Source organism: Roseomonas sp. WA12 (assembly GCF_054165765.1).
Genome location: NZ_CM135108.1, coordinates 4,478,772 through 4,504,170 on the forward strand (window position 1 = coordinate 4,478,772; position 25,399 = coordinate 4,504,170).

The following is a 25,399-nucleotide window of genomic DNA, read 5'->3' on the forward strand; positions in this document are numbered from 1 at the left end:
CATCGTGATATCGATATCAAGGTGGCCCCGCAAGCCCGGGTGGCGGCGAAGCGGAGGCCGGGAGGAAGAGACCGTGACCCAACTTTATCGCCGCGCGCTGCTGGCCGCGCTGCCAGCCGCCCTGGCGGCTCCGCGTATTCTGCACGCCCAGCCCGCCTGGCCGCAGCGCCCCGTCCGCCTCGTCGTGCCCTATGCGCCCGGGGGCGGGACGGACATCTTCGCGCGTTCGCTGACCGACGGGCTGTCGCAGGTGCTCGGCCAGACGGTGCTGGTGGAGAACCGGCCGGGCGCGAACGGCTCCATCGGGTCCGAGGTCGTTGCGCGCGCGGAGGGGGACGGCTATCTCTTCCTCGTTGATACCGGCAGCCACGTGATGAACAGCTACGTGATGCCGAGCCTGCCCTACCAGCCACTCCGCGACTTCGCGCCCGTCTCGCTCCTCTCGCGCTACCCGCTGCTGCTGACGGCCTCCTCCACCGCACCGTTCCGCGACGTGGCCGGGCTGATCGCGGCTGCGAAGGCCACGCCGCGCAGTATCGGCTTCGGCACCTCCGATGCCGCCATCTCCTATGCCGGCAACCTGTTCACGCGCTTGGCTGGGATCGAGATGGTCGAGATCCCGTATCGCGGCGCTGCCCCTATCTTAAACGACCTTGTGGCCGGGCATCTGCCGACGGGATGGAACAGCACCGTCGCAGCCACGCAGCACCTGGCGGCGGGCCGGATCCGCGCGCTCGGCGTTACCACCACCACGCGCACGCCGCTGCTGCCGGAGGTGCCGACGCTCGCCGAGGCCGGCGTCCCCGGTTACGACTTCGCCGGCTGGTACGCGATGGTCGGCCCCGCCGCGCTGCCGGCCCCGATCGCCGCGCGCATGCACGATGCGGTGGTGAAGACGCTCCAGATCCCGCGTGTTCGGGAGCGGCTGGCCGGGATCGGCGCCGATCTCGGCGTGATGGGGCCAGGCGAGCTGGCCGCCTTTCTGCGCGAGGACGATACCCGCTGGGCTCAGGCAGCGCGGGACGGCCTGATCACGCGGGCCCAGTGAGCATGAGCACCAACGGACAGCCGCCCTTCGCGGGAGAGGCGCTGGGCAAATTCATCGCCGGATCGGGCTGGGAGGACATCTCCCCCGGGCTGCGGCATGAGGCAAAGCGCTCGTTGCTGAACTTCTTCGGCTGCGCTCTCGGTGTGGCGCGGGATCCGGCGGTCGAGACCGCGCTGCGCGTGATGGCCCCCTTCTCGGGGCCTGAGCGGGCCACGGTGATCGGCCGCCCGGAGCGGCTGGACGCGGTGGCCGCCTCCTTCGTGAACACCATCGCCGCCAACCTGCTGGACTACGACGACACCCATCTGGAGACGGTGATCCATCCCACCGCGCCGGTGGCACCGCCCCTGCTCGCGCTCGCGGAACTGCGCGGTCTTTCAGGTGCGCAGGTGCTGCACGCCTTTCTCCTCGGCGCCGAGGTGGAGTGTCGCATCGGCGCATCGGTCTCCCCCGGGCACTACGACCGCGGCTGGCACATCACTTCGACCACCGGCGTGTTCGGTGCAGCGGCAGGTTGCGCGCGGCTGCTGAGGCTGGATGCGCGCCAGTGCTGGCACGCGCTCGGCATCGCGGCCAGCCAGTCCGCCGGCCTGGTAGAGAACCTGCCCTATGCGGCGAAGAATGTCGGCATGGGCAATGCCGCGCGGAACGGGTTGCTCGCCGCGCTGATGGCCCAGGCCGGTTATACGGCCGCCCCGGCCGCGATCGAGGGCCCGCTCGGCTGGGCGCGCGCCATGGGCGACGTGCCGAGGGTGCCGCGGATCACGGAGGGGTTGGGCGAGAGCTGGGAGTTCTCCCGCAATACCTACAAGCCCTATCCCGCCGGCATCGTCTTCCACGCTGTAATCGATGCCGGGCTGGAACTGCGGGAGCGGGTGGCGCCCGAGAGCGTCGCAGCCGTGCATGTGGAGGGAGACCAGTTGCTGCTGGACCGGGGCGACCGGGAGGTGCGGACCGAGCGGGACTGCCGCGTCAGCATCCATCACTGCGCGGCGGTGGCGCTTCTGCGGGGCTCGGCGGGAGTGGCGGATTTCTCGGAACAGGCCCTGCGCGACCCGGCCATCGTCGCCTTGCGGGCAAAGGTGCGGGCGGGCCTCAACAAGGCGCTGCCGCGCGGCGCAGCACGGGTAACGGTGCAGGAGGTGGACGGGCGGAAGCACAGCGTGCTGGTGGAGCATGCGCGCGGCAGTGCAGAGCGGCCACTGACCGACCGCGAGCTGGAGACTAAATTCCGCGACAATGCCGCGCTCGGCGGCAGGGCGGGGATGGCCGACGGCTGGATCGATGCGATCATGAACTTGGAGACAGCGGAGTTCACGCCCCTCATTCGCTCGATGGGCGGTGTGCACTGAGCGCTGTGGGGCTCCTGCGATAGCCTTCGTTGGCGACTGGGAGGCTTTATCCACCTGCCGAGGCCCTTGTTCCGGGTGGGACGGCCAAGTTTCAGTCCCTTGTAACCAAGGCTGAAGCTCGGTCGAAGATAGGGGCGAGCAGAGGGTGCTGGCGTGCTCCCGGAGGCTGCGAAGAGAAACTTCAATGACAGCCCGGCCCCCCAGGTCTTTAACGGTGGCGTTTCATTTCAAACATCGCGATGCTGTGTTGCCTCTCGCTCCGTTCCGCAAACATTCATTCGGAACCCAGAATTTCGGGCGTGTCTGGAACGGGTACCCGCAAGGCGAACTCCGGAAATATAGCCAAGCTCGCGGGTGTTCTGTCATATTTCGGTCATCAAAGTGAAACTTTGGTGTCGCGCCTTCTCCCTAGGTTCCGGCCCGGCCAGGAATGCCCAGCCAGGGGCAGATACCCGGCCGCGAAACATGATCCACGGAGATCACACGGTGAATCGACGTAGCCTTCTGCTCACTGCCGCCCCGCTCATTGGGGCCGGCATGCTGGGCGGCCGTTCGGCCTTCGCGCAACAGGCCCAGATCACTGGCGCCGGTGCGTCGTTCCCGAACCCGGTCTACCAGAAGTGGGCGGAGGCGGCCCGCTCCGCCGCCAACATCACGCTGAACTACCAGTCCGTCGGCTCGGGTGCGGGCCAGGCGCAGATCCGCAACCGCACCGTCGACTTCGGGGCCTCTGACGCCCCGATGGCGGCCGACGTGCTGCGCGAGCAGAACCTCACGCAGTTCCCGACGGTGATGGGCTCCCTTGTCGCTATCGTGAACATCGAGGGCGTGGCCGACAACCAGATGAAGATGACGGGCGAACTGCTCGCCGACATCTACCTGGGCAAGGTCACGCGCTGGAACGACCCTCGCATCGTCGAGATGAACCCCGGCCTGCGGCTCCCCTCCACGGCGATCGCGCCGGTGTACCGGGCCGATGGCTCGGGCACGACCTTTGTGTGGGTGTCCTACCTCTCCGCCGTCAGCCCCGAGTGGAAGGAGAAGGTTGGCATCGGCACCTCCGTCCGCTTCCCCACGGGCACGGGCGCGCGCGGCAACGAGGGTGTTGCTGGCACCGTCCGCAACGTCCGCGGCGCAATCGGCTATGTCGAGAACGCCTATGCGACCTCGAACCGCCTCGTCTCCACGCAGCTCCGCAACAAGGCCGGCTCCTTTGTGACCCCGACCCATGAGGCCTTCCTCGCTGCGGCCGAGAACGCCGATTGGACGGCGGCCAACTTCGCGGCGAACCTGGTCGATACCCAGGGCGCCAAGTCCTGGCCGATCGTGTCCCCGACCTTCATCATCATCCCCAAGAACCCGACCGATGCCGAGAAGGCCCGCAACGTCATGCGGTTCTTCGACTGGGCCTACAAGAACGGCGACCAGCTCGCGCGTGATCTCGAGTACATCCCGCTCCCCGCCTCGGTGAAGGACGCCGTCAGGACTGCCTGGGGCCGCGAGGTGATGGCCAACGGCCAGCCGGTCTGGACCGGCCGCTGATCTGACCGACTGACCTGGAATTGCGGGCGGCGGTTCGCCGTCGCCCGTTCTCGCTTCGGAGACCGACGTGTCAGATGCAGTGATCCAGCCGACAGCCACTCCGGCACGGCACATGCGGAAGGGTTCCACCGCCTTCGGCGACGCCCTGTTCGCCGGCCTCTGCCGCGGTGCAGGTCTTCTCGTCCTCCTGCTGCTCGGCGGCATCATCATCGGCCTGCTGCTCGGCGGCTGGATGGCCTTCCGCGAGTTCGGCCTTCCCTTCGTCTGGGGTACGGACTGGGATCCCGTGCAGGAGGTCTTCGGCGCGGGCGTGTCCATCTACGGCACCATCCTCACCGCCGTTCTCGCCATCATCCTGGCGGTGCCACTGGCCTTCGGAGTGGCCTTCTTCCTGACCGAACTGGCCCCGGCCTGGCTGCGCGCCCCGCTCGGCACCGCTGTCGAGCTGCTGGCGGCGATCCCGTCCATTATCTTCGGCATGTGGGGCTTCTTCGTCATCGTGCCCCTGATGTCGGCCTATGTGCAGCCGGCGGTGATCGACACGATCGGCGAGCTCCCGGTGATCGGATCCCTGTTCCAGGGGCCTCCCTTCGGCACGGGCCTGTTCACCGCGGCCTTCATCCTCGCGATCATGATCCTGCCCTTCATCGCGGCCACGATGCGCGACGTCTTCCTCCAGGTGCCCGGCGTCTTCAAGGAGAGCGCCTACGGCCTCGGTGCCACGCGGTGGGAGGTGATGCGCAAGGTCGTGCTGCCCTATACGCGCATCTCGGTGGTCGGCGGCATCATGCTCGGCCTCGGCCGCGCGCTCGGCGAGACCATGGCGGTCACCTTCGTGATCGGCAATGCCAACCGCATCGCCCCATCGCTGTTCGGTCCGGGCAACACCATCGCCTCGCTGGTCGCGCTGGAGTTCGGCGAAAGCCAGCTCGGCAGCCTCAAGCTCTCCGCGCTTCTCGCCCTCGGCTTCATCCTCTTTGTCATCTCGTTCCTGGTGCTGGCGACCTCGCGCTGGCTGCTCCGCTCCCGCCTGAAGGCCTGATCGACCATGAGCACGACCATGTCCTCGCCGATGAGCGCTGCCAAAGGTTCGGTGAAGCGCGACCCGGAGGTGGCCGCACGCCTGGGCCGCCGACGCCGCAGGACCGACCGGACCATCCGCGCCCTCTGCGTCCTCGCGACGGCCATCGCGGTTGCCTTCCTGATCTCCATCATCGTCACTCTCGTTGTCCGGGGATTGGAGGCCTTCGGCCCCCGGATCTTCACGGAGGTCACGCTTCCCCCCGGCTCGAATGGCGGACTGCTGAACTCCATCGTGGGCAGCCTCGTCCAGGTCGGGATCGGCACCGTCATCGGCACGCCGATCGGCCTGCTGGTCGGTACCTACCTCGCCGAATATGCCCGCGGCTCGGCCATGGGCGGCGCCGTCCGGTTCGTCTCGGACATACTTCTGTCCGCCCCGTCCATCCTCATCGGGCTCTTCGTCTACCAGATCCTGGTCGTGCCTTTTGGCGGTTTCTCCGGATGGGCCGGCTGCGTGGCGCTGGCGATCATCGTGATCCCCATCGTCGTGCGAACCACCGAGGACATGCTGCGCCTGATCCCGGACACGCTGCGAGAGGCGGTGATCGGGCTGGGTGCGCCCAAGTGGAAAATGATCACCATGGTTGGCTGGCGCGCGGCCGCCTCCGGCATCGCCACTGGCATCCTGCTGGCAGTCGCCCGCGTGGCGGGAGAGACTGCCCCGCTCCTTTTCACGTCGCTCGGCAACAACGGCTGGAACATCGACCTCTCCGCCCCGTATCCCAGCCTGCCGATCGCCATCTACTCCTTCGCCGCGTCCCCCTACGAGGACTGGATCGCTCTCGCCTGGACGGGTGCCCTGGTCATCACGGTCGGCGTCCTGGCCCTCAACATCGTCGCGCGCGCCGTCCTGCGCGCCCCCAAGCAGTAGGATCGGTTCCATGAGCGGTAGCAGTGCTCCCCTCCCTTCCGCGGCCATCCCCGGTGCGCCTGCCCTCCCGGCAGCGAGGAGCGACAACCCGGCGGCAGTCGATGCGGCGGTGGCCCGTGCCGAGAGCAAGGACGGCAGCCGCGGGGGTTCCTCCTTCGGCGGCATGACCGCTCGTTCCTCGGCAATGATGAACGCGGCGCGGGTCTCGATCCGCGACCTCGAGTTCTTCTACGGGACGAACAAGGCCCTGAAGGGGATCTCACTCGATCTGCCGGACCGGCAGGTGACAGGCATGATCGGCCCGTCCGGCTGCGGCAAGTCCACCCTGCTGCGCGTGCTGAACCGCATGTACAGCCTGTATCCCGAGCAGCGCGCCCAGGGGCAGGTGATGCTGGACGGGCAGAACCTCATCGCGGACGACATGGACCTCAACGAGCTGCGCTCCAAGGTCGGCATGGTCTTCCAGAAGCCCACGCCCTTCCCGATGACGATCTACGAGAATGTCGCCTTCGGCATCCGCCTGCACGAGAAGCTCGCGCGCGCGGAAATGGACGAGCGGATCGAGTGGGCGCTCAGCCGGGCCGCCATCTGGAACGAGGTGAAGGACCGGCTGCACAGCTCCGCCATGGGCCTCTCGGGCGGGCAGCAGCAGCGTCTCTGCATTGCGCGCTCCATCGCCGTGCGTCCGGACGTGATCCTGTTCGACGAGCCGACCTCGGCGCTCGATCCTATCAGCACCCTCAAGATCGAGGAGCTGATCGATGAGCTGAAGCGCGACTTCACCATCGCGATCGTCACCCACAACATGCAGCAGGCTGCGCGCTGCGCCGACCAGGTGGCCTTCTTCTATCTCGGCGAGCTGGTGGAGGTCGCCCCCGCGGCGCAGCTCTTTACCGCGCCGAAGCATCAGCGCACCCAGGAATACATCACCGGCCGCTTCGGCTGAGGCGGAGGAAACGAATCATGGACCAGCAAGCGGAGCGAACCGTGAAGTCCTATGAGGAAGAGCTGAAGCGCCTCCGCGAGCTGATCGCCCGCATGGGCGGGCTGGCGGAGCGGCAGGTGGCGGACAGCGCCTATGCGCTGGTGCGCCGGGACACCGAGATGGCCGGCGAGGTGGTGGGCCGCGACGCCCCGATCGATGCGCTGGAGCGCGAGGTGGACAGCTACTGCGTCCGCCTCCTCGCCCTGCGCCAGCCGATGGCCGCCGATCTCCGCTTCATCATTGCAGCCCTCAAGATCAGCCAGGATATCGAGCGCATCGGCGACTACGCCCGCAACGTCGCGAAGCGCGCCATCATCGTCTCCGGACAGCCCTTCCTCGGCGGGGTGAACGGCTTCCAGTGGATGGCGCAGCTCGTGCAGCGCAACCTTAAGGACAGCATCGACGCCTTCGTGCGCGACGATGCGGATCTGGCCGAGCGCGTCTGGGCTGCCGATGCCCCGGTGGATGATATTTACACGGGCATCTTTCGCGAGATGCTGACGCATATGATGGAGGATCCGCGCAACATCACCGCGGCGACCCATATGCTGTTCATCGCCAAGAACTTCGAGCGCATCGGCGACCACGCGACCAACATCGCCGAGACCGTGCACTACGCCGTGCGTGGCGCCGTGCTGCCCGAGGACCGGCCCAAGGCCGACGTCTCCGCCGAGCTCTCCTCCATCACGCCGCCACCGCAGGCGCCCGTGGCATGAGGACCGCCACCCTACCCGACAGCCAGCGCCCGACCATCCTGGTGGTGGAGGATGAGGCCCCGCTGCTCACCCTCCTCCGCTACAACCTGGAGAAGCAGGGCTTCCGGGTGGAGGAGGCGACGGACGGGCCGGAGGCGCTGATCCGCGTCGCCGAATCCAAGCCGGACCTGATGCTGCTGGACTGGATGCTGCCCGCCATGTCCGGCCTCGAGGTCTGCCGCCAGCTCCGCCGCCGCGCCGAAACGCGGGACCTGCCGATCATCATGGTCACCGCCCGCACCGAGGAGGCGGACGCTGTCCGCGCCCTGGACACCGGCGCGGACGATCATATTGGCAAGCCCTTCACCATTGAGGCGCTGCTGGCCCGCATCCGCGCGGTGATGCGGCGCGCGAGCGGTCCCAGCACCAAGGGCGCGCTCACCTGGCACGACATCGTCATGGATCAGGACGCCCATCGCGTGACCCGCGGCGGCCGCACCCTGCATCTCGGGCCGACGGAGTACCGGCTGCTCGAGTTTTTCCTCCAGCATCCCGGCCGCGTGTTCTCGCGCGAGCAGTTGCTGGACGCCGTCTGGGGTCGCGACATCCATGTCGAGCTGCGGACGGTGGACGTCCATATCCGCCGCCTCCGCAAGGCGGTGAACGGCGACGACGACACCGACGTGATCCGCACGGTCCGCAGCGCCGGCTACGCGCTGGATCTGGAGGAGTAGAGGAGGCCGGACCCGTCAGCAGCAGGGGGGAAGCCCAACCCTCCTGCTGGCGTGCCGTACGCAAGGAGTCCCGTCGCCTTCAGCGCTCCCGACCTTGGCACTGCCGCTTATGATCCCCTTCGCGATGACTTAGATACCCTGACCTCCCGATGTGCCGATATGCTGCGCATTGCTGCAGCGGTTTTCGGGGCCGAGCAGGTTGGTAGTCACCGGGCGGATATCGTTGGCCAGGCCCAGCCGGCTACTGGTCATCAAGTTGGGGAACATTTGTCGAACTCGGGCGTGTCGCGCACCGCGCCACCGAGAAGTCGGTTCCAATCACCCCGGGTCCACCGCGTTGGCAAGGTGGCTGCGCCTGCCCAACCTCCTATTTGCGTGGACGACAGCGCCCCGACCGCGCCCTTTACGACTGGATAGGCCGCCCAATCTGGCCTGCAACGTTCGATGCTTCCCCGATCCGGTCAAGTGCGGCGGTGCCCGACGGCGGTGATGGAAGTGGTCCCACATCAATGACAGATGGGTTGCAGTTTTGTGGCGATTGCCCCCTTGCGACCTCATCCTGCAACATCCCCGGGCACTTCACGTTCCTGGCGACCATGACAGCCCAAACAGCACCTCGCCCTACGGAGCTGGAAGTGAAATTCCAGCTCTCCGCGGAAGCAGACGCCGCGATTGCATCTCACGCAGCCTTCGCCCCTGCAAAGCCCGCCGCCCCAGCGCGCGAGGAGACGACCACCTATTACGACACGCCCGACCGCGCCTTCCTCCGCGCCGGGGCCAGCCTGCGGGTACGGCGCAGCGGCCGGCGCCGGGTGCAGACGCTCAAGCTGCGCGACGGCCTCGGGCCCTTCAGCCGCGGCGAATGGGAGTGGACCGTCCCGGGGGACCAGCCGGATCTGTCGCATCTTGCGGCAACGCCACTGGCCGGGCTGGTCGGGCCCGCTGGGGTGTCCGCGGTCTTCACGGCCGAGGTCCGGCGTTTGGAATGGGTGCTGCCGGCCGAAGGCGCGGTGATCCATGCGACGCTTGACCGGGGCACGATCCGGGCCGGCGAGGCTGAGGAGCCGATCCGCGAACTGGAGCTGGAGCTGAAGAAAGGCGAGGCGCTGCCGCTGCTCCGCCTCGCCCATGTGCTGGCGCAAGCCGTCCCGATGGTGCTCGGCGCCGAGAGCAAGTCGGATCGTGGCTGGCGGCTGCTGGCCGGCGAGCCGCGCGCGTCGGAGAAGACGGTGGAGCCCGAGTTGCCGCCAGGGGTGAGCGCGGCCGAGGCTTTCCGCCGCATCACCGCCGCGGCCCTTTCCGGCCTGGTGGCCAACCAACCCGCCGCCGAGGCCGGGCTGGTGGAGGGGGTGCATGCCATGCGCGTGGCCACCCGCCGCCTTCGCGCGCTGCTGGCCCTGTTCCGGCCTGAGCTGGCCGGGGAGGCGGAGCGCCGCTTCACGGCGGAGCTGCGCAGGGTGGGGCGTGTTCTCGGGGAGGCGCGGGATTGGGACGTGTTCTGCACCCAGACCCTGGTGCGGGCCGGGGAGGACGGGGTGGATGGTGTGCTGGTCAGCGCGCTGCGCGGACCGGCGGAGGAGCACCGGCGCGCGGCGCACGAGAGACTGCGCGCCTGGCTCTGCGGGCCGGAGCTGACGATGCTGGTGCTTGGCCTCGCGGCCTGGGCCGAGGACCCTGCCGCGCTCGCGGGCGAGGCTGATGGCGGCGCGCTGGCCGAGCCGCTGGCCGATCTGGCGCCGGAACTCGAGAGGCGGCTAGCCCGTCAGGTGCGCCGTCGCGGTCGCCGCATCCGCCGCCGCTCGGAGGAGGAGCTGCACGACCTGCGCAAGGCGCTGAAGCGCCTGCGTTACGGCATCGAGTTCCTGGCGCCCCTGCACAAGCCCGGGCGGCTGCGCGCCTATCTGCGCCGGGCCAAGGCGCTGCAGGAGGATCTCGGCGGCCTGAACGACGCGGTCGTAACGGTCTCCCTGGCAAGGCAGCTCGGGGAGGGCGAGGAGGCGCTCGCGCCCGCGATCGATGCCCTGCGGTCCTGGGCGGAGGGGCAGCGCACGCGGTCGCGCGGGGATCTCCGGAAGGCGTGGCAACGCTTCAAACATACGGAACTGCCGGGAATAGTAGCTTCTGCCTGATCCGCCGCGATGCCTGGCCTTTCCTTGGGCACCAGGGAAGCCGGCGCCCGCGGGGCGGAGCCGGCTGCAACGGTCCTACCGCCCTTAGCGCACTCGGCGGGGGCACAGTTCCCGATCAATTCGCCGGCCCGCCTGCCCATGCGCGAAAGGGTGCAGCGTCCCGCGGCGGCCCCACCGCTTTGACTAGCGGTAGCCCCAGGACTGCTGGCGCGCGAAGGCATCGCGCTGCCCGGCCTCATAGGCCCGGCGCTCCGCCATTTCCCGCCGGTGCCGCCAGAACTCGTGCCGGCGCTCGCGCCACTCCATGCGCTCACGCCACTGCTCGCGCTCCCAGGACGGCGGAGGCGAGCCGTAGCCATAGCCATAGCCATAGCCCTGGGCCTGCGCGTCCGGGATTGCGGCGAAGGCACCAGTTACGGCGATCAGCGCCCCGAACACTGCGTTCTTCATCTTGCGCCCGCTTCATCTTGCGCCGTGGGCCGGGACCATTCCCGGCTTTGACCCGCTGAACTTGGCCACCCTTTCCGGCGGCCTTGAGACAGGTTTCGCCGCCCTTCCGCCATCTTGCGGCAGGCACCCCGTCCTTCGCCGTCATGAGGAGGGAGTTCCTGGCCGCCCGGTCCGGCTGTCCCAGGACGGTCTCGCCCAACCGTGCCCGACCGGATAGAAGGGCACAGCCTTAGAGGAGTGGCGCACCGCATGACTTCGCTGCGTCAGATCGATGCTTCGACCCCCGTCCGCGCGCTGACCAGCGGCAACGTGACCGCGCGGCCCTATGAGATCGCCGGCCCGCTGCTGATCACGGTCCGCCGCTTCGGCGATCACCGCGGGTTCTTCATGGAGACCTACAATCGGGGGGATTTCGAGGCGGTCGGCGTCACGGACGTCTTCGTGCAGGACAACCACTCCCTCTCCGCCACGCCGGGCACCCTCCGCGGCATGCACTTCCAACTGCCCCCGCGCGCCCAGGCGAAGCTGGTGCGGGTGCTTCGGGGGGCCATCCTCGACATCGTCGTGGATATCCGCCGCAACTCGCCCACCTTCGGCGGCCATATCGCCTGCCGGCTCTCGGACGAGGGCGGGGACCAGCTCTACGTCCCGGCCGGCTTCGCCCATGGCTTCATCACGCTGACGCCGGATACCGAGGTCGCCTACAAGGTGACCGACCTCTACAGCCCGGAACATGACCGCGGCCTGGCCTGGGACGACCCGGATCTCGCCTTGCCCTGGCCAGACTTCGCCGCCCTCGGCTGCCCCGAAGGCCCGGTCCTGTCGGACAAGGACCGGCGGCATCCCCGGCTGCGCGACCTGCCGGATGCCTTCTGATCCCGATGCCATCTGACCTGGGGGCCGCGCACCCCTCCCTGCGCATCCTCGTCACCGGTCGCACCGGCCAGCTTGCCATCGAGCTGGTCGAGCGCCTCACCCGTGCGGGCCATGAGGTCATCGCGCAGGCACGGCCGGAGTTCGACCTGGCCGAGCCCGCCTCCATCCTCCGCGCGGTCGAGGCTGCGGTGCCGGACGTGATCGTCAATGCCGCCGCCTACACCGCGGTGGACCGCGCCGAGAGCGAGCGCGACCTGGCCTTTGCGGTGAACGCGACCGGTGCCGGGCTGCTGGCCGCCGCCGCCGCCCGCCGCGGCATTCCTTTCGTCCATTTCTCGACCGACTACGTGTTCCCGGGCGATGGCGGCGCGCCCTATACCGAGGACGCGCCCACGGGGCCGTCCGGCGTCTACGGCGAATCCAAGTTGGCCGGGGAGCGCGCTGTTCTGGCCGCCAACCCGCGCAGCACCATCATCCGCACGGCCTGGGTGTGCAGCCCGCACGGCCACAACTTCGTCCGGACCATGCTGCGCGTGGGGCAGGAGAGGGAGGTCGTCTCCGTCGTGGCCGACCAGCGCGGCGCGCCGACCTTCGCGGCCGACCTAGCCGAGGCCATCGCCGGCATCCTGCCGCGGCTGGTGGCGTCGCCGGCCGGGGACGAGGCTTTCGGCGTGTTCCACCTCACGGGCGCGCCCCATGCAAGCTGGCACGACTTCGCGGCCGCGATCTTCGCGGAGGCCGCCCGGCGTGGGCTGCGGACGCCGGAGCTGCGCGCCATCACCACCGCGGACTACCCGACCCCCGCGCGCCGCCCGGCCGATGGGCGGCTGGATTGCGGGCGGATCGGTCGGATCCACGGCATCCGGCCCGCCGACTGGCGCCTCTCCCTCTCGCACTGCCTCGATGCGCTGATCCCACCGGCCAAAACCGGTTCCTGAAGGGGCAGCCGGAGAGGGCCCGGCCTGCATTGGGCATGTTCCGGGGCGGGAGAAATGGCTGCCACTGGGTTCACGGCCGGCCCAAGCAGCACAGTAAATCGCGGACATCCCGATGCGGCGCCTTGCCGCTGGCAGGCGCATCGGCCGCGTGTTAAGGCCGCTGACCGGTTATTAGACAGGACAGATGTCTCTCACGCTGCCAGATGGGTTTGCTCTAGGTAACCTCAATACAAAGCTGTCCCCGCAGGACACGATGTTTGACGGAAGTGGAGAGCATTATCTCCGGGTCGGGCTTTCGGCGCTCGGCATTATCGAGGCCGCGCTGGCCGATGCGCCGCCGCCGCGCACCATCCTGGATCTGCCCTGCGGTTTCGGGCGCGTCACGCGGATGCTCCGCGCCCGCTATCCCGACGCCGCCATCACAGTCTGCGACCTCGACCGGCCGGGCGTGGATTTCGCGGCGGCGACCTTCGACGCGCGGGGGGTCTATTCGGAGCCGAATTTCCGGGATCTGCATCTCGGCGGACCTTTCGACCTCATCTGGGTCGGTTCCCTGCTCACGCATTTGCCGGAGCACCAGACCCGGCAGTTCCTCGATTTCGCGGCGCGCCATATGGGCCCGGAATCGCGCCTCGTGGTCACCAGCCACGGCGAGTATGTCGCAGAGCGGCTGCGGTCCTGGAACTATGGGCTGAGCGAGCCGGCGGCGCGCGGTCTGATCGCGCAGTACCTGATGCATGGGTATGGCTACCGCGGCTATGACGGGAGCCCGGACTACGGCATCTCGCTCGCGGCCCGGGCCTGGTACGAGACGCAACTCGTGGGAAGCGGCCTGCGCCTGCAATCCTATCAGGAGCGCGGCTGGGACGAGCACCAGGATGTGCTGGTAATCCGCCGGGCCGCGGCCAGCCAGCTCCGGGGTATGCCGGCGCGGCGGCTGGACCGGCCGGGCATCCCCCTGCCACCGTCCGGCGCGGCGCAAGAGGCCGAGGACGAGGCGGGCGTGCCCGGCTTCGACGCGGCCTGGTATGCCAGGGCCTTTCCCGACGTGGTGGCGGCGGTGGAGGCGGGGACCTACCCCTCCGTCCTCGCCCATTATCTCGCCTATGGCTGGAAGGAGGGCAGGCCGCCCTTCGACCCGGCCCGCAGCTATGCCAACCGGACGGCATCCGTGCCCGCGGCCTGGTTCGGCAAGGTGGAACCGTCCTCCGGTGCTGCGACTGCCACCCCGGAGGATGCGATCCAGGCTTCCGTCCTCTCGGCCCAGATGCGTCGGGACCGTGAGCGCCTGGCCCGGGCGCAGGGCGAGATCATCGCGCTGCAGGATCGCGTCGGGTATCTGGAGAGCTTGTCGGCCTACCGGGCTCATGAGCGGCTGCGGCGCCGATACGCCACCCTTCCGCCTGGCCTCCGCAAGCTGGTCCGGCGGGTCCGGGGCATGGAGCCGGCCGTCGCGCCGGGTTCGCCCGATCCTGCCACGACCTCCGCCCCGGCCTGGCGTGGCCGCGCCATCGTCATCGACGACCACTGGCCGCGCCCTGACCGGGATGCAGGCTCGGTCGAGATCGTGAACCTCGTCCAGGCGCTCCGCCATTTCGGCTTCGACGTCATCCTGGCTGCCGCGCGCGAGCATGACGGAGACGTCCCGGCGCGGGATGCGCTGATCCGGGCAGGGCACCGCTGCCTGCTTCCCTCCGACGCCGCCTCGGTCGAGGAGTTCCTGGAGAGAGAGGGTGCGACGCTCGACCTTTGCGTGCTCTGCCGTGTCTATTGCGGGGGGCGCTTCCTGGAGCCTGTCCTGCAGCACGCCCGCAAGGCGCGGATCGTCTTCAACACCATCGACCTGAATTTCCTCCGCGTGGAGCGCCAGGCGCGCCTCGAAGGGGGGGAGGCGGCGCTTGCCGTGGCGCGCGAGGTGCGCCGGCGCGAGGAGGAGGTGATCCGCGCGAGCGACGCCACCGTCGTCGTCTCCAAGGCCGAGCTCGACCTTCTCCTCGAGGAGATTCCGGAGGCGCTGGCCGTGGAACTGCCGCTCGCGCGGCCGCTCATTCCGCCCGTCACGCCCTTTTCGGACCGGACCGGGATCGGCTTCATCGGCGGCTTCGCCCATGCGCCGAACCTCGATGCGATGCGCTATTTTCTGGCTGAAATCTGGCCGCTGGTCGTCCGGGATATGCCTGACCTGGAGATGACCATTGTCGGGCCGGACTTCCCCGAGGAGATGCTGGACGGCGTGCCGGGCCGGATCCGGACGCTCGGCCATGTGCCGGATGTCGGGCCCTGGTTCGAAGGGCTGCGCCTGACTGTCGCGCCGCTGCGCTTCGGCGCCGGCGCCAAAGGGAAGGTGGCCTCCAGCCTCGCCGCCGGCGTGCCCTGCATCGCGACGCCGGTGGCCGCAGAGGGCATGTCTCTGTCGGAGGACACGGGCATCCTGGTCGCCTCGGAACCCGAGGCGTTCGCCGCGCGCCTGCTCGAGGCCTATACGGACGAGGCGCTGTGGAACCGCCTCTCGGTAGGCGGCCTGGAGCATGCAGGGAAGGCGCTCTCCCCTGCTGCCTGGCAGGACCGTCTCGAGACCCTGCTCCAGCGGATCGGGCTTTAGGCACCACGCGGGGCCGCCCGATCGGGCGGTCCTCGATAGCGGCCCATCCGGGGATACCTGCCTTTCGGGTGCGGCTTCCAGCTCAGCGCTCACCTTTCCTCAGGTCTCGCCCCTGTGCCCGCCGCCTGGGTAGGCCGCGCGCGTCGCTGAGTGAGGGGCGGATGGGGCCGTGGGCCAGGGTGCATTGCGGTCCGGAGTGCCCAGCCTGTAAACAACCCGGCCGGTCGGATAGGAAGGCGAGAGCGTATGAGTGGGGCCATGCCGGATCCGATGGACAATCTTGCCCTGGGGCACGAGCTGGCCTGGGACCCGGTGCGCATCGTCCAGCCCGGCCCCTGGACGGGACACATCCCTTTCGCCTTCTGGTTGGTGAAGGCGATGCGTCCGACCACACTGGTCGAGCTGGGCACGCATTCCGGCAACTCCTACTTCGCTTTCTGTCAGGCGATCGACGCCTTCTGCCCGACCGCTCGCGCCTTTGCGGTGGACACCTGGCAGGGCGACGAGCATGCCGGCCATTACGGCGAGGAGGTCTTCGCCGATGTCAGCCGCTTCAACGCGGCGCATTTCAGCCAGTTCTCGACCTTGCTGCGCACCACCTTTGACGATGCGCGCGGCTACTTCCCCGATGGCGGGATCGACCTGCTGCATATCGACGGCCTGCACAGCCACGAGGCGGTGCTCCACGATTTTGAGACCTGGCGTTCCGCCCTGTCCCCGCGCGGCGTCGTGCTGTTCCATGACATCAACGTCCGGGAGCGCGGCTTCGGCGTGTGGCGCCTGTGGGAGGAGCTGCGGGGCCGCTACCCCGGCTTCGCCTTCGACCATTCCAACGGCCTCGGGGTACTCGGCGTCGGGCCGGATCAGGCGCCGGCCCTGCGCGCCCTGTTCGAGCTCGGGCCGGATCAGGCGGCCATATTCCGCCGCCGGATCGCCGCCCGCGGCGAGGCATTCCAGCGCCAGGCGGAGATCCTGGCGCTGCGGGAGCAGATCGCGGCCAAGGACGGCCATATCGCCGAGCTGACCGGCCAGATCCGGGCGCGGGACGCGCGCACGGAGGAGCTGGCGGACCAGATCCGGGCAGCGGCTGAGGGTCCGCGGGCCGCCGATCTGGCCGGCCAGATCCACGAACTCAACGCGACGGCGGACACGCTGCGCGAGGAGCTGGAATGGAAGGGACATCTCCTCGCCAGCGAGCGGGAGGTGATTGCCGCAAAGGACGCGATGATCGCTTTCCTCGGCAACACGGCGGCGGCGCGGGCCGCGGCGCTGGCGACGCGCGACGACCTTATCCTCGCCCGGGACAACCTTGCCATCCGCCTGAACGCCGATCTCCGGCAGCAGCGGCACGAGTATGAGACGCGCCTCGCGCAGGCCGAGGCACATCGCAACGCGGTGGCAGCGGAGGTGCAGGCCCGCTTCGCCCAACTGCAGGCCGAGGCGCAGGCCGCAGTCCACACACAGCAGGCCCAGGCCCAGGCTGCCGCGAGCGCTATCGAGGCGGTCAGGGCCAGCTATGTGAACTCAACCTCCTGGCGTGTGACGCGGCCTCTTCGCATCGGCGTGCGGCTGCTGCGGGAGGGACGCCTGCGCCCGGCCCCCATTCCAGCGCCCCCGGCCCTGGCGGAGTTCCACCCCGTCCCCCCGCCCGCGGCGGAGCCCGCGGCCGCGCCAACGGCCCAGCCGGCGCTGCCTGCACCGGCCGAGGCCGTGTCGGCGAAGACGGCGATGCGCACCACCCTCTCGGCCCGGCTCGACGCCTTCCTGGCCAGCACGGCGAATCTGCGCCTGCCGCGTGCGGCGCAGCCGGACGTGACCATCGTCCTCGTTCTCTACAACCAGGCGGAGCTGACCTTCGGGTGCCTGGGCTCGATTATCGAAACGCTGTCGGGCGGCGATGTCGGGGTGGAGGTGGTGATCCTCGACAACGGCTCCACCGACCGCACGAAGGCGCTGCTGGATCGCATCGAGAACGCGACGATCATCCGCAGCACGACGAACCTGCACTTCCTCAAGGGCGTGAACCAGGCCGCGCGCTCGGCCAAGGGACGCGCGCTTCTGCTGCTGAACAACGACGCGCAGCTTCTGCCGGGGGCCGTCGCCTCCGCCTTGCGCACGCTGGATTCCGCGCCCGATATCGGCGCGGTGGGCGGGCGGATCATCCTGCCGGACGGCACGCTGCAGGAGGCGGGCTCCATCCTCTGGCGCAACGGCGCCGCCTCCGGCTACGGCCGTGGGCAGGACCCGAACGCGCCCGACTTCATGTTCCAGCGCGACGTGGACTACTGCTCCGGCGCCTTCCTCCTCACCTCCATGGATCTGTGGCGGGAGATGGGCGGCTTCGACGAGCGCTATGCCCCCGCCTATTACGAGGAAACCGATTACTGCCTGCGCCTGTGGGAGAGCGGGCAGCGCGTGGTCTTCGACCCGGATGCGTCCATCATCCACTACGAATTCGGCAGCTCGGCCAGCTCTGCCGATGCGCTCGCGCTGCAGGCGACGAACCACCGGATCTTCGTGGAGCAGCACCGGGCGTGGCTGGACGGGCAGTTCCCGCTCGACCCCGTGAATGTGGTCGCCGCGCGCACCGCGCGGTCGGACCGGCCGCGCGTGCTGGTGATCGAGGACCGCGTCCCGAAGGTGGAGCTGGGCACCGGCTACCCGCGCGCCAACCGCATGCTGCACGAGCTGCTGCGGGCCGGCGCCGATGTCGCCTTCTTCCCGGTGCACCGGCATGCCGAGACCTGGAACGGGGTCCGCCGCGCGCTGGACAAGCGAATCGAGGTGCTGCTCTACGCCCAGATGTCCGACCTTCGCCCCTATCTCGAGGCGCGGCGCGGGCATTTCGATGCGATCATCGTCTGCCGCCCGCCGAACATGGCGGCCTTTGAGGAGATCATCGGTGCGGACCGGGACCTGATCGGGCAGGCGCGCGTGATCTACGACGCCGAGGCGCTATTCGTGACGCGGACGCTGCAGCGCCGCGCCTCCAAGGGCAATGCTGCGACGGAGGAGGAGCGGCACGCGATGGTCGCCGCCGAGGTAGCGCTCACGCGCCTTGCGGATTCCGCCGTGTCGGTTTCCGCCGCCGAGAGGGAGACGCTTGAGACCTATGGCGCGAAGGATGTCCACATCCTCAGCCACGCGATTGAGGACGAGCCGCTGCCGGGCGGTTACGAGGAGCGCGAGCAGATCGTCTTCCTCGGCGCGATCCAGGCGGATGACGCGCCCAATGCGGATGCCGTGCGCTGGTTCGCCCAGGACATCCTGCCCGGGCTGCGCCGCCACCTGGGCGAGGAGGTGAAGCTTACCGTCATCGGCATGGCCGAGGCGCCGAGCGTGCGCGCGCTGGATGGCACCGCGCTAGACCTTAAGGGCATGGTGGACGACCTGCACGCGGCGCTGGCCGGTGCGCGCGTTATGGTAGTGCCGAGCCGCTTCGGCGCGGGCATCCCGCTGAAAGGCCTACAGGCCGCCATGCTGGGCATCCCGATGGTGGTGACCCCTCTCATCGCGGACCAGTTGGGCTGGAAGGACGGGCGCGAGGTGCTGGTCGCCGATGACGCTGCCGCTTTCGCCGCTGCCTGCGCCCGCCTGTATGGTGATCGTACTCTGTGGGAGACGCTGCGCCGCAACGCGCTGGAGCGGGTCCGGCAGGATTCCTCGCCGGAGGCCTTCGCTGGCGCGGTGCGCACCCTTGTCGCGGGCGTGCCGATCACCCGCCGCCGGCCGGAGGCGCTTGTGGAGGAGGAGCGCCGCCGCCCTGTGCCGCCCCCGGCTGAGACAGAGCCGCACACCAGTCGCCCCGCGGAATCCGACTACAGCCTGGCGATTCCCTTTGACTTCCCACCGCTGCAGGCGCCCACGCCACGCATCGCGGTGATCTGCCACCTGTTCCACCCCGAGGTCGGGCGGGAGGTTCGGGCCTATCTGCGAAATCTGCCGGTTCCCGCCAACCTCTTCCTCTCCACCGACACCAAGGAGAAGGCGGCGGTGATCCGCGCCGCCTTCGCGGATTGGGAAGGTGGCCGCGTGGAGCTGCGCGTGGTGCCGAACCGCGGCCGCGACATCGCGCCGAAGCTGGTGGGCTTCGCCGATGCCCATGCGGACCACGATCTGGTGCTGCACCTGCACTCCAAGAAGTCGGACCACGCGTCCTTCCTCGCGCCCTGGCGCGGCTTCCTGTTCGAGAATCTGCTGGGCTCGAAGGAGGCCGTTTCCAGCATCCTCGATGCCTTCGCGCGCCTGCCGAAGCTCGGCATGGTGGCGCCTCAGCATTACGAGGGTATCCGCCGCTGGATCGGCTGGAACGGCAATTACGACGCGGCGCAGGATCTTGCGCGGCGCATGGGGATCACGCTCTCGCCCGTGCGCGCGCTGGATTTCCCCTCCGGCTCCATGTTCTGGGCGCGCACGGCCGCGCTGAAGCCGCTGCTCGATCTCAACCTTGCCTTCGAGGACTTCCCGACCGAGGGCGCGCAGTTGGACCACACCCCGGCCCATGCCATCGAGCGGCTGTACTTCCTGGCCTGCGAGCGCAGCGGCCACGCCTGGCTGAAGATCGCGCAGCCCGCGCTCCTCGCGAACACGGGCACGATCGTGACGGCGCACAGCCCGGCCGAGCTGGACCGGTTCCTGGGCGAGCACGGCGTAGCGTTGACGGGGCCGGTCCTGCTGCCCGTTCGCACCGAGCCGGCGCCGATGGCGACGCAGGTGCCGCCCGGTCTCGCCCAGCGACTTGCGCAGCGGGGATTCTGACCCTGTTCAATCCGTTCAAAAGGCGGCCTGCCCCTGCGGCGGCCCCCGTTGTCGCCCCTGCTGCACCGCCCGCCGCCATCAGGCGTGCCGGTGAGGCGCGCGTCTCGGTCGTCGTGCCGCTCTACAACCATGCCGCCTATATCACGCCAGCCATCGAGAGCGTGCTGCTGCAGGGCGCCGTGCTGCGCGAGCTCGTGGTTATCGACGACGGCTCCACCGACGACTCCGCGCGCGTGATGCGGGATCTGGCCGCGCGCGACCCGCGAATCCGCTTTCGTACCCAGCTCAATCAGGGCGCGCATGCTACCATCAACGCGGGGATCCGGGACTGCACGGGCGAGTTCGTCGCCATCCTGAACTCGGACGATATCTACGAGCCGGGCCGCCTCGACGCGCTCGCGTTGCGGCTGGACGCGGAGCCCGGCGCGGATCTTGCCGCCTCCGGAATCTCCTTCATGGACGGGCAGGGCGCGGCCATCCGCAACGATTGGTACTTGGAGGCGCTGGCCTTCCACGCCGGCCGAGACATGGGCACGGCGCTGGTCAACGCCAACTTCCTGATGACCACCTCCAACTTCCTGTTCCGCCGCGATCTGACCGCGCGGATCGGGGAGTTCGCGGCGCTGCGCTACACGCACGACCTGGATTTCGCGCTGCGCGCCCTCGCTCTCAGGCATGGTATCGCGCTGGTGGAGGAGCCGCTGCTGCGGTACCGCCAGCACGGCAGCAACACCATCTCGGAGGACCACCGCCGCGTGCGCGCCGAGTGGGCCGCCTCGGCCGCCGCCTATCTTACCCTTCTCTGGGATCGCCCCGGCGCGCCGGAGCCCGACTGGGATGCCGCCGGCTCGATGGAGGAGGTGCTGGTGCGCCATGCGCTGACCCGTGCCGTGCAACCCTGCATGGCCTATCTGCGGCGCCATGGCGGCGGGCGGCTCGACACCGCGCCGCTTCTGGCCGACGAGGGATTCCGCGCCAGGCTGGTGGGCTGGGTCTGATGCGCATTCTTGTTCTCAGCAACCTCTACCCGCCGAATGTGGTGGGGGGATATGAGCGCCTCTGCCACGAGGTCTCGACCGAACTGGCCATGCGCGGCCATGACATCACGGTGCTCACCAGCCGTCATGGCGGCAAGGTCGCGGAGTATCCCGGCCAGCGCGTCCTGCGCGAGCTAGACCTGCTGACGGGCCCCGACATCTACACGCCCTTTGCAGGCACCGCGGAGGATCGTGCAGCGGTCAATGCGCGCAACCTGGCCACGCTCCACCGCGTGCTTGACGAGGTGCGGCCGGATGTCGTCTTCGCGTGGAACCTGTTCTTCCTGGATGCCTCGCTACTGACGGCGCTGGAAGCGAGCGTCTATCGCACTGTGGTCATGCTGACGGACAACTGGCTGCTGGTGATGCGCAACCCGGAGTTCGTCGGCGGCTTTTTCCGCGACATGGTCCATGGAAGTGCCGCCTTTGTCCCGCCGCCCCAACCCCCTGCATGGCGCGCCATGGCAGGGCGGGCGAAGCGCGGCCTGCAGCGCCTCGCCGGAAGCACCCCACCGCGCAGACTGGAGGCGGTGTTCGGCTCCCGCTTCATGCGGGACTTCTACGCAGCGGGCGGCTCGCTCTTCCGCACCCATCGCGTGATCCATAACGGCGTGCGGCAACCTCCACGCGCAGGCGGCGCGGCAACGGACCGCAGCCGGCTGGTGCAGCCGGGCACACTGCGGCTCCTCTTTGCCGGGCGGCTGGTGGACCTGAAGGGGGCCGACACGGCGGTGGACGCGCTGCCGCTACTCCGGCCGGAGGAACTGGGCGTGGAGCGGATCACGCTCACTGTCGTGGGCGACGAGCAGGACGTGGCCTATATGCGCCGCTTCGCCGAGGCGGTTGCGCGGAGCGGGCGGGCGGCCGAGATCGAGATGCGGCCGGTCGTGGCGGAGGCCGAGCTTCCCACCCTGTTCGACGCGCATGATATCTATCTGTTCCCGTCCCTCTACGAACCCTTTTCCCTCACCCTGATCCATGCGCTCGCCGAGGGCATCCCGACCATTGCCTCGCGCGTCGGAGGCAACCCGGAGATCGTGCAGGACGGCGAGTCCGGCCTGCTCTTCGGGAAGGGGGATGCCGCGGATCTCGCGCGCGCCATCGCCCGGCTGGCAAAAGACCCGGCGCTGCGCGCGCGCCTGGCGGAACGGGGCCAGGCGGCCGGTCGGCGCTTTACTTTCGAGAGGATGGCTGGGGAGATGGAGCAATTCCTCAGCCGGCCGTTCTGACCATAGCACCCGGCCGTGCCGCCTCCGCGCTGCTCGGCAAGCGATGCCTGGTCCTTGGGGCGGGCGGCTTTATCGGACTCAATCTCTGCCGTGCCCTGGTCGCTGCCGGTGCTGTGGTGCACGGTTTCGGCCGCGCCCCGGCCTTTCCCGACGCGCTGCCGCCACTCCGGTGGACCAACGCCGAGTTCTCGGCTGAAGGCCTGCTCGCGGCCGCGCTGGAAGGGGCAGAGGTGGTGTTCCACCTGCTCGGCGGCAGCGTGCCGGAACTGGCCGAGCGCGATCCGGTCGCCGACCTGCATGCAAATGCAGCGGCCTCGGTCCGGCTTCTCGAGCTCTGCAGGGCGGCGGGGGTCGGGCGGGTCGTCTTCATCTCGTCGGGCGGAACGGTTTATGGCGTGCCCCAGCGCCTGCCGATCGCCGAGGACCACCCGACGGACCCAATCTCGGCCTATGGCATTCACAAGCTGCTGGTTGAGAAGCATCTGGGCTTGCAGGCACATCGGCACGGTTTTCGCTCTGTCGTGCTGCGGGCGGCGAACCCTTATGGTCCCTTTCAGAGTCCGCATCGGGGGCAAGGCGTGATCGCGGCCCTGATTGCGCGACGGCTGACAGGCCGCCCGGTGGAGATTTGGGGAGATGGGCAAATCGTTCGGGACTTTCTGCACGTCGATGACCTGGTCGAGGCAATGCTCCACGCGGCCCTCTATGACGGCCCTCACCGGGTGCTGAATGTCGGCTCCGGCATCGGCCGCTCGATCCGCGATGTCGTCTCGGCCATTGACGGGGTGCTGGGTGTCGAGGGCGCCGAAATCCTGTACAGGCACGGCCGCCCGGTGGACGTGCCGGCGAATGTGCTGGACGTCTCGCTGATCGCGCGTGAACTCGGCTGGACGGCGCGGACCGATTGGTTACAGGGCTTGCGTGGGACCGCCGACTGGCTTCGCAGCCTCGGCCAGTCGATGACCGGCTCAGGGGTAGCGCGGTGAGCCGCCGGCCGACCCTGCTCCGCACCCAGCCGATCGCCAGGCCCTCGCGGGGCGCGTGGAACCGGATCAGGCTGCCCGTCTCGGGCCTGGGCCCGGCGACAATCCTGTTCCTCTCCCTGCATGACGAGCAAGGAGAGGCCCTTAACGGCAATCTCTTCCTCAATGCCCGCAGCTCTGCGCCGCTCTGGCAGAGCGCGGCGCCCGAGCTGATCTGCTTCATCCCGCCCGAGGCCATCGAGGCGCGCTTCTTCGCCATCGGCTCGACCGCGGAGGCGATGCGGGCCGGGGTGCCGTCCCTCCGCCCGCTCAGCCGCGCACTGGCCTCCGTTCGCCTACTGCTCAGCGCGCCGCGGAACACGATGCGCGAGCTGCTGCGCAGCGCGTCGTTCCGGCCGCGCATGCTGCGTCGTCAGATCCGCCAGGTCCTCGCGGCAAAGGCCTATGAGGCACAGATCCCGCAGCAGGATTACGCCACCTGGGTGACGCTGTTCGACCAGTGGTCCGCGGCGGACGTGCCGCCGCGGCCCGCGGAGCCTTCAATCGGGTATCTCATCATCGCCCGTGATGCGTCCTCCGAAGCGCTCGCCGCCACACTGCGCAGCCTGGATGCCCAGATGGATGGGCAACTGGATGCCGGGGCCCGCGTGGTGGTCGACACCTCGGGAGGTGCGGTGCCGCTCGCGCTGGAGGGGCTGCAGGCCGACTATATCGGCATCCTGCAGGCAGGCGAGGTCGTGCCGACCCATACCACGCGGCTGGCGGCCGACCAGATCGCGGAGCTCGGCAAGCCCGAGGTGGTCATCGTGGACGAGGACGACATCGCGCCCGACTTCTCGCGCCACGCACCCCGGTTCAAGCCAACGCCGAGCCACGTGACAATGCTGTCGGGCCTGCTGTCCCGCGGCCTCTGGCTCGTGCGGCGCGACACCCTGCTTCGCCACGCGCCTGCCGATGTAGAGTGGGCGGAGGCGCTTCGGCTCGATCTCTGGCTAACGCGCCACGCGGTGGGTGGGCAGCCTTTCAGCGCGCGCATTCCCTACATCCTCACGCATCGCCGGCCCGATGCGGAAGAGGCGCCTCCCGCCGTGCTCGCCGCCATTACTGCCCGCCACCTGCAGCACGGAGGACCGGCGATCACGCCGGTGGTGAGCTGGCCGCTGTCCTTCCGTCTACGGGAGGAGAACAATGACGAGCGGGTCACTGTCATCATCCCCTCGACCTTGCGCCAGCCGCATTCGTTGACCTGCATTCGGGCGATTCTCGAGGGCACGGACCACAAAAATCTGGACCTGCATGTCGCGGTCATGCAGCCCGGGCCGCTCGACGCCGAGCAGCGCGCCGCGGCCGAGGTGCTGGGCCGCTATTCCAACGTGACCGTGACGCCCCTGCAGGCCGCACGATTCAACTTCTCCACTGCGAACAATTTGATCGCGGAGCGCACGACCGGCGACCACATCCTGCTGCTGAACGACGACGTCTCGCCCATCGGGCGGGACTGGCTGCGCTGGATGCTCGCCTTCCTGCGCGATCCGGAGGTCGGGGTCGTCGGCGCCAGGCTGCTCTATCCCGATGGCCGGGTGCAGCATGGCGGCGTGATCATGGGGCTATCCGGCCTGTGCGATCATGCTCATCGCTACCTGCCCGGCACGGAGCCGGGTTACATGTCCCGCGCCGTTCTGGCGCAGGAGCTTTCGGTCGTCACCGCCGCCTGCATGCTCGTTCGGCGACATCTGTTCGAGCGCGTCGGCGGTCTGGATGAGAGCTATCCAAGCGCTTTCAACGATGTCGATTTCGCACTGCGCGTGGGCGAGACCGGGCATTCCATCGTCTATGCGGCGCAGGCCGAACTGCACCATCACGAGTTGCAGACCTACGGCTCGCATTATGCCGGCGACCGCCAGCCTTTCCAGACTGAGGAGGTCCGGCGGATGCGCGCCCGCTGGGCGGAGGTGACCGCTGCCGATCCCTTCCACAACCCCAATCTCGGCCTGACCCTGGGCTTCGAGTGGCAGCTCGCCTTCCCGCCGCGGGTCGGCCCCGAGGCCGGGATCCCCTTGGTCGGTATGTGAGAAAACAGCTGGGCG

General features: G+C 69.1%; 18 protein-coding genes. 17 read left to right on the top strand and 1 reads right to left on the bottom strand.

Features of this window, described 5'->3' with window-relative positions:
- Positions 1-73: 73 nt before the first annotated feature.
- The 9 genes from ACVBD7_RS21220 (at position 74) to ACVBD7_RS21260 (ending at position 10,439) form a co-directional block, all read left to right on the top strand.
- Positions 74-1,048: a tripartite tricarboxylate transporter substrate-binding protein gene (locus ACVBD7_RS21220; protein ID WP_458095227.1), complete on the top strand. Its 975-nt coding sequence runs from the start codon at positions 74-76 to the stop codon at positions 1,046-1,048.
- A gap of 2 nt (positions 1,049-1,050) precedes the next feature.
- Positions 1,051-2,400, top strand: a complete 1,350-nt coding sequence (locus ACVBD7_RS21225) for an MmgE/PrpD family protein (protein ID WP_458095228.1) — start codon at positions 1,051-1,053, stop codon at positions 2,398-2,400.
- 537 nt (positions 2,401-2,937) lie between these two features.
- Positions 2,938-3,942, top strand: coding sequence for a phosphate ABC transporter substrate-binding protein PstS (gene pstS, locus ACVBD7_RS21230; RefSeq protein ID WP_458097742.1), 1,005 nt, complete (start codon positions 2,938-2,940; stop codon positions 3,940-3,942).
- Between the two features lie 112 nt (positions 3,943-4,054).
- Positions 4,055-4,984: a phosphate ABC transporter permease subunit PstC gene (gene pstC, locus ACVBD7_RS21235; RefSeq protein WP_458095229.1), complete on the top strand. Its 930-nt coding sequence runs from the start codon at positions 4,055-4,057 to the stop codon at positions 4,982-4,984.
- 6 nt (positions 4,985-4,990) lie between these two features.
- Complete coding sequence (gene pstA, locus ACVBD7_RS21240) at positions 4,991-5,896, top strand: phosphate ABC transporter permease PstA (RefSeq protein WP_458095230.1); 906 nt, start codon at positions 4,991-4,993, stop codon at positions 5,894-5,896.
- A 163-nt stretch (positions 5,897-6,059) separates the two neighbouring features.
- Positions 6,060-6,842 carry a phosphate ABC transporter ATP-binding protein PstB gene (pstB, locus tag ACVBD7_RS21245; protein WP_458097743.1) on the top strand — a complete coding sequence of 261 codons (783 nt, stop codon included), beginning with the start codon at positions 6,060-6,062 and terminating at the stop codon, positions 6,840-6,842.
- Between the two features lie 17 nt (positions 6,843-6,859).
- Positions 6,860-7,597 carry a phosphate signaling complex protein PhoU gene (phoU, locus tag ACVBD7_RS21250; RefSeq protein WP_458095231.1) on the top strand — a complete coding sequence of 246 codons (738 nt, stop codon included), beginning with the start codon at positions 6,860-6,862 and terminating at the stop codon, positions 7,595-7,597.
- On the top strand, positions 7,594-8,310 hold the full coding sequence (phoB, locus tag ACVBD7_RS21255; protein ID WP_458095232.1) for a phosphate regulon transcriptional regulator PhoB: 717 nt from the start codon (positions 7,594-7,596) through the stop codon (positions 8,308-8,310). The genes phoU and phoB overlap by 4 nt, the downstream gene beginning before the upstream one ends.
- Positions 8,311-8,945: 635 nt before the next feature.
- Entirely contained in the window at positions 8,946-10,439 is a 1,494-nt protein-coding gene (locus ACVBD7_RS21260) for a CYTH and CHAD domain-containing protein (RefSeq protein WP_458095233.1), read from the top strand.
- Between the two features lie 183 nt (positions 10,440-10,622).
- Here the strand turns inward: ACVBD7_RS21260 and ACVBD7_RS21265 are convergent, their stop codons facing one another.
- Positions 10,623-10,889 carry a hypothetical protein gene (locus ACVBD7_RS21265; RefSeq protein WP_458095234.1) on the bottom strand — a complete coding sequence of 89 codons (267 nt, stop codon included), beginning with the start codon at positions 10,887-10,889 and terminating at the stop codon, positions 10,623-10,625.
- A 249-nt stretch (positions 10,890-11,138) separates the two neighbouring features.
- Between ACVBD7_RS21265 and rfbC the strand changes: the two genes are divergently transcribed.
- The 8 genes from rfbC (at position 11,139) to ACVBD7_RS21305 (ending at position 25,384) form a co-directional block, all read left to right on the top strand.
- A complete protein-coding gene (gene rfbC / locus ACVBD7_RS21270; protein ID WP_458095235.1) occupies positions 11,139-11,765 on the top strand; it encodes a dTDP-4-dehydrorhamnose 3,5-epimerase in 627 nt (208 codons plus the stop codon).
- 5 nt (positions 11,766-11,770) lie between these two features.
- Positions 11,771-12,703 (top strand): dTDP-4-dehydrorhamnose reductase, encoded by a 933-nt coding sequence (gene rfbD / locus ACVBD7_RS21275; protein WP_458095236.1) that lies wholly within the window; start codon positions 11,771-11,773, stop codon positions 12,701-12,703.
- A gap of 253 nt (positions 12,704-12,956) precedes the next feature.
- Positions 12,957-15,305, top strand: a complete 2,349-nt coding sequence (locus tag ACVBD7_RS21280; protein WP_458095237.1) for a glycosyltransferase — start codon at positions 12,957-12,959, stop codon at positions 15,303-15,305.
- A 258-nt stretch (positions 15,306-15,563) separates the two neighbouring features.
- Positions 15,564-20,063: a rhamnan synthesis F family protein gene (locus ACVBD7_RS21285; protein ID WP_458095238.1), complete on the top strand. Its 4,500-nt coding sequence runs from the start codon at positions 15,564-15,566 to the stop codon at positions 20,061-20,063.
- Positions 20,064-20,140: 77 nt separating this feature from the next.
- Positions 20,141-21,061, top strand: a complete 921-nt coding sequence (locus ACVBD7_RS21290; protein WP_458097744.1) for a glycosyltransferase family 2 protein — start codon at positions 20,141-20,143, stop codon at positions 21,059-21,061.
- Positions 21,061-22,329, top strand: a complete 1,269-nt coding sequence (locus tag ACVBD7_RS21295; RefSeq protein ID WP_458095239.1) for a glycosyltransferase family 4 protein — start codon at positions 21,061-21,063, stop codon at positions 22,327-22,329. Before ACVBD7_RS21290 ends, ACVBD7_RS21295 begins: the two co-directional genes overlap by 1 nt.
- Before the next feature lie 95 nt (positions 22,330-22,424).
- On the top strand, positions 22,425-23,315 hold the full coding sequence (locus ACVBD7_RS21300) for an NAD-dependent epimerase/dehydratase family protein (RefSeq protein ID WP_458097745.1): 891 nt from the start codon (positions 22,425-22,427) through the stop codon (positions 23,313-23,315).
- Entirely contained in the window at positions 23,312-25,384 is a 2,073-nt protein-coding gene (locus ACVBD7_RS21305) for a glycosyltransferase (protein ID WP_458095240.1), read from the top strand. The genes ACVBD7_RS21300 and ACVBD7_RS21305 overlap by 4 nt, the downstream gene beginning before the upstream one ends.
- Positions 25,385-25,399 lie beyond the last annotated feature (15 nt).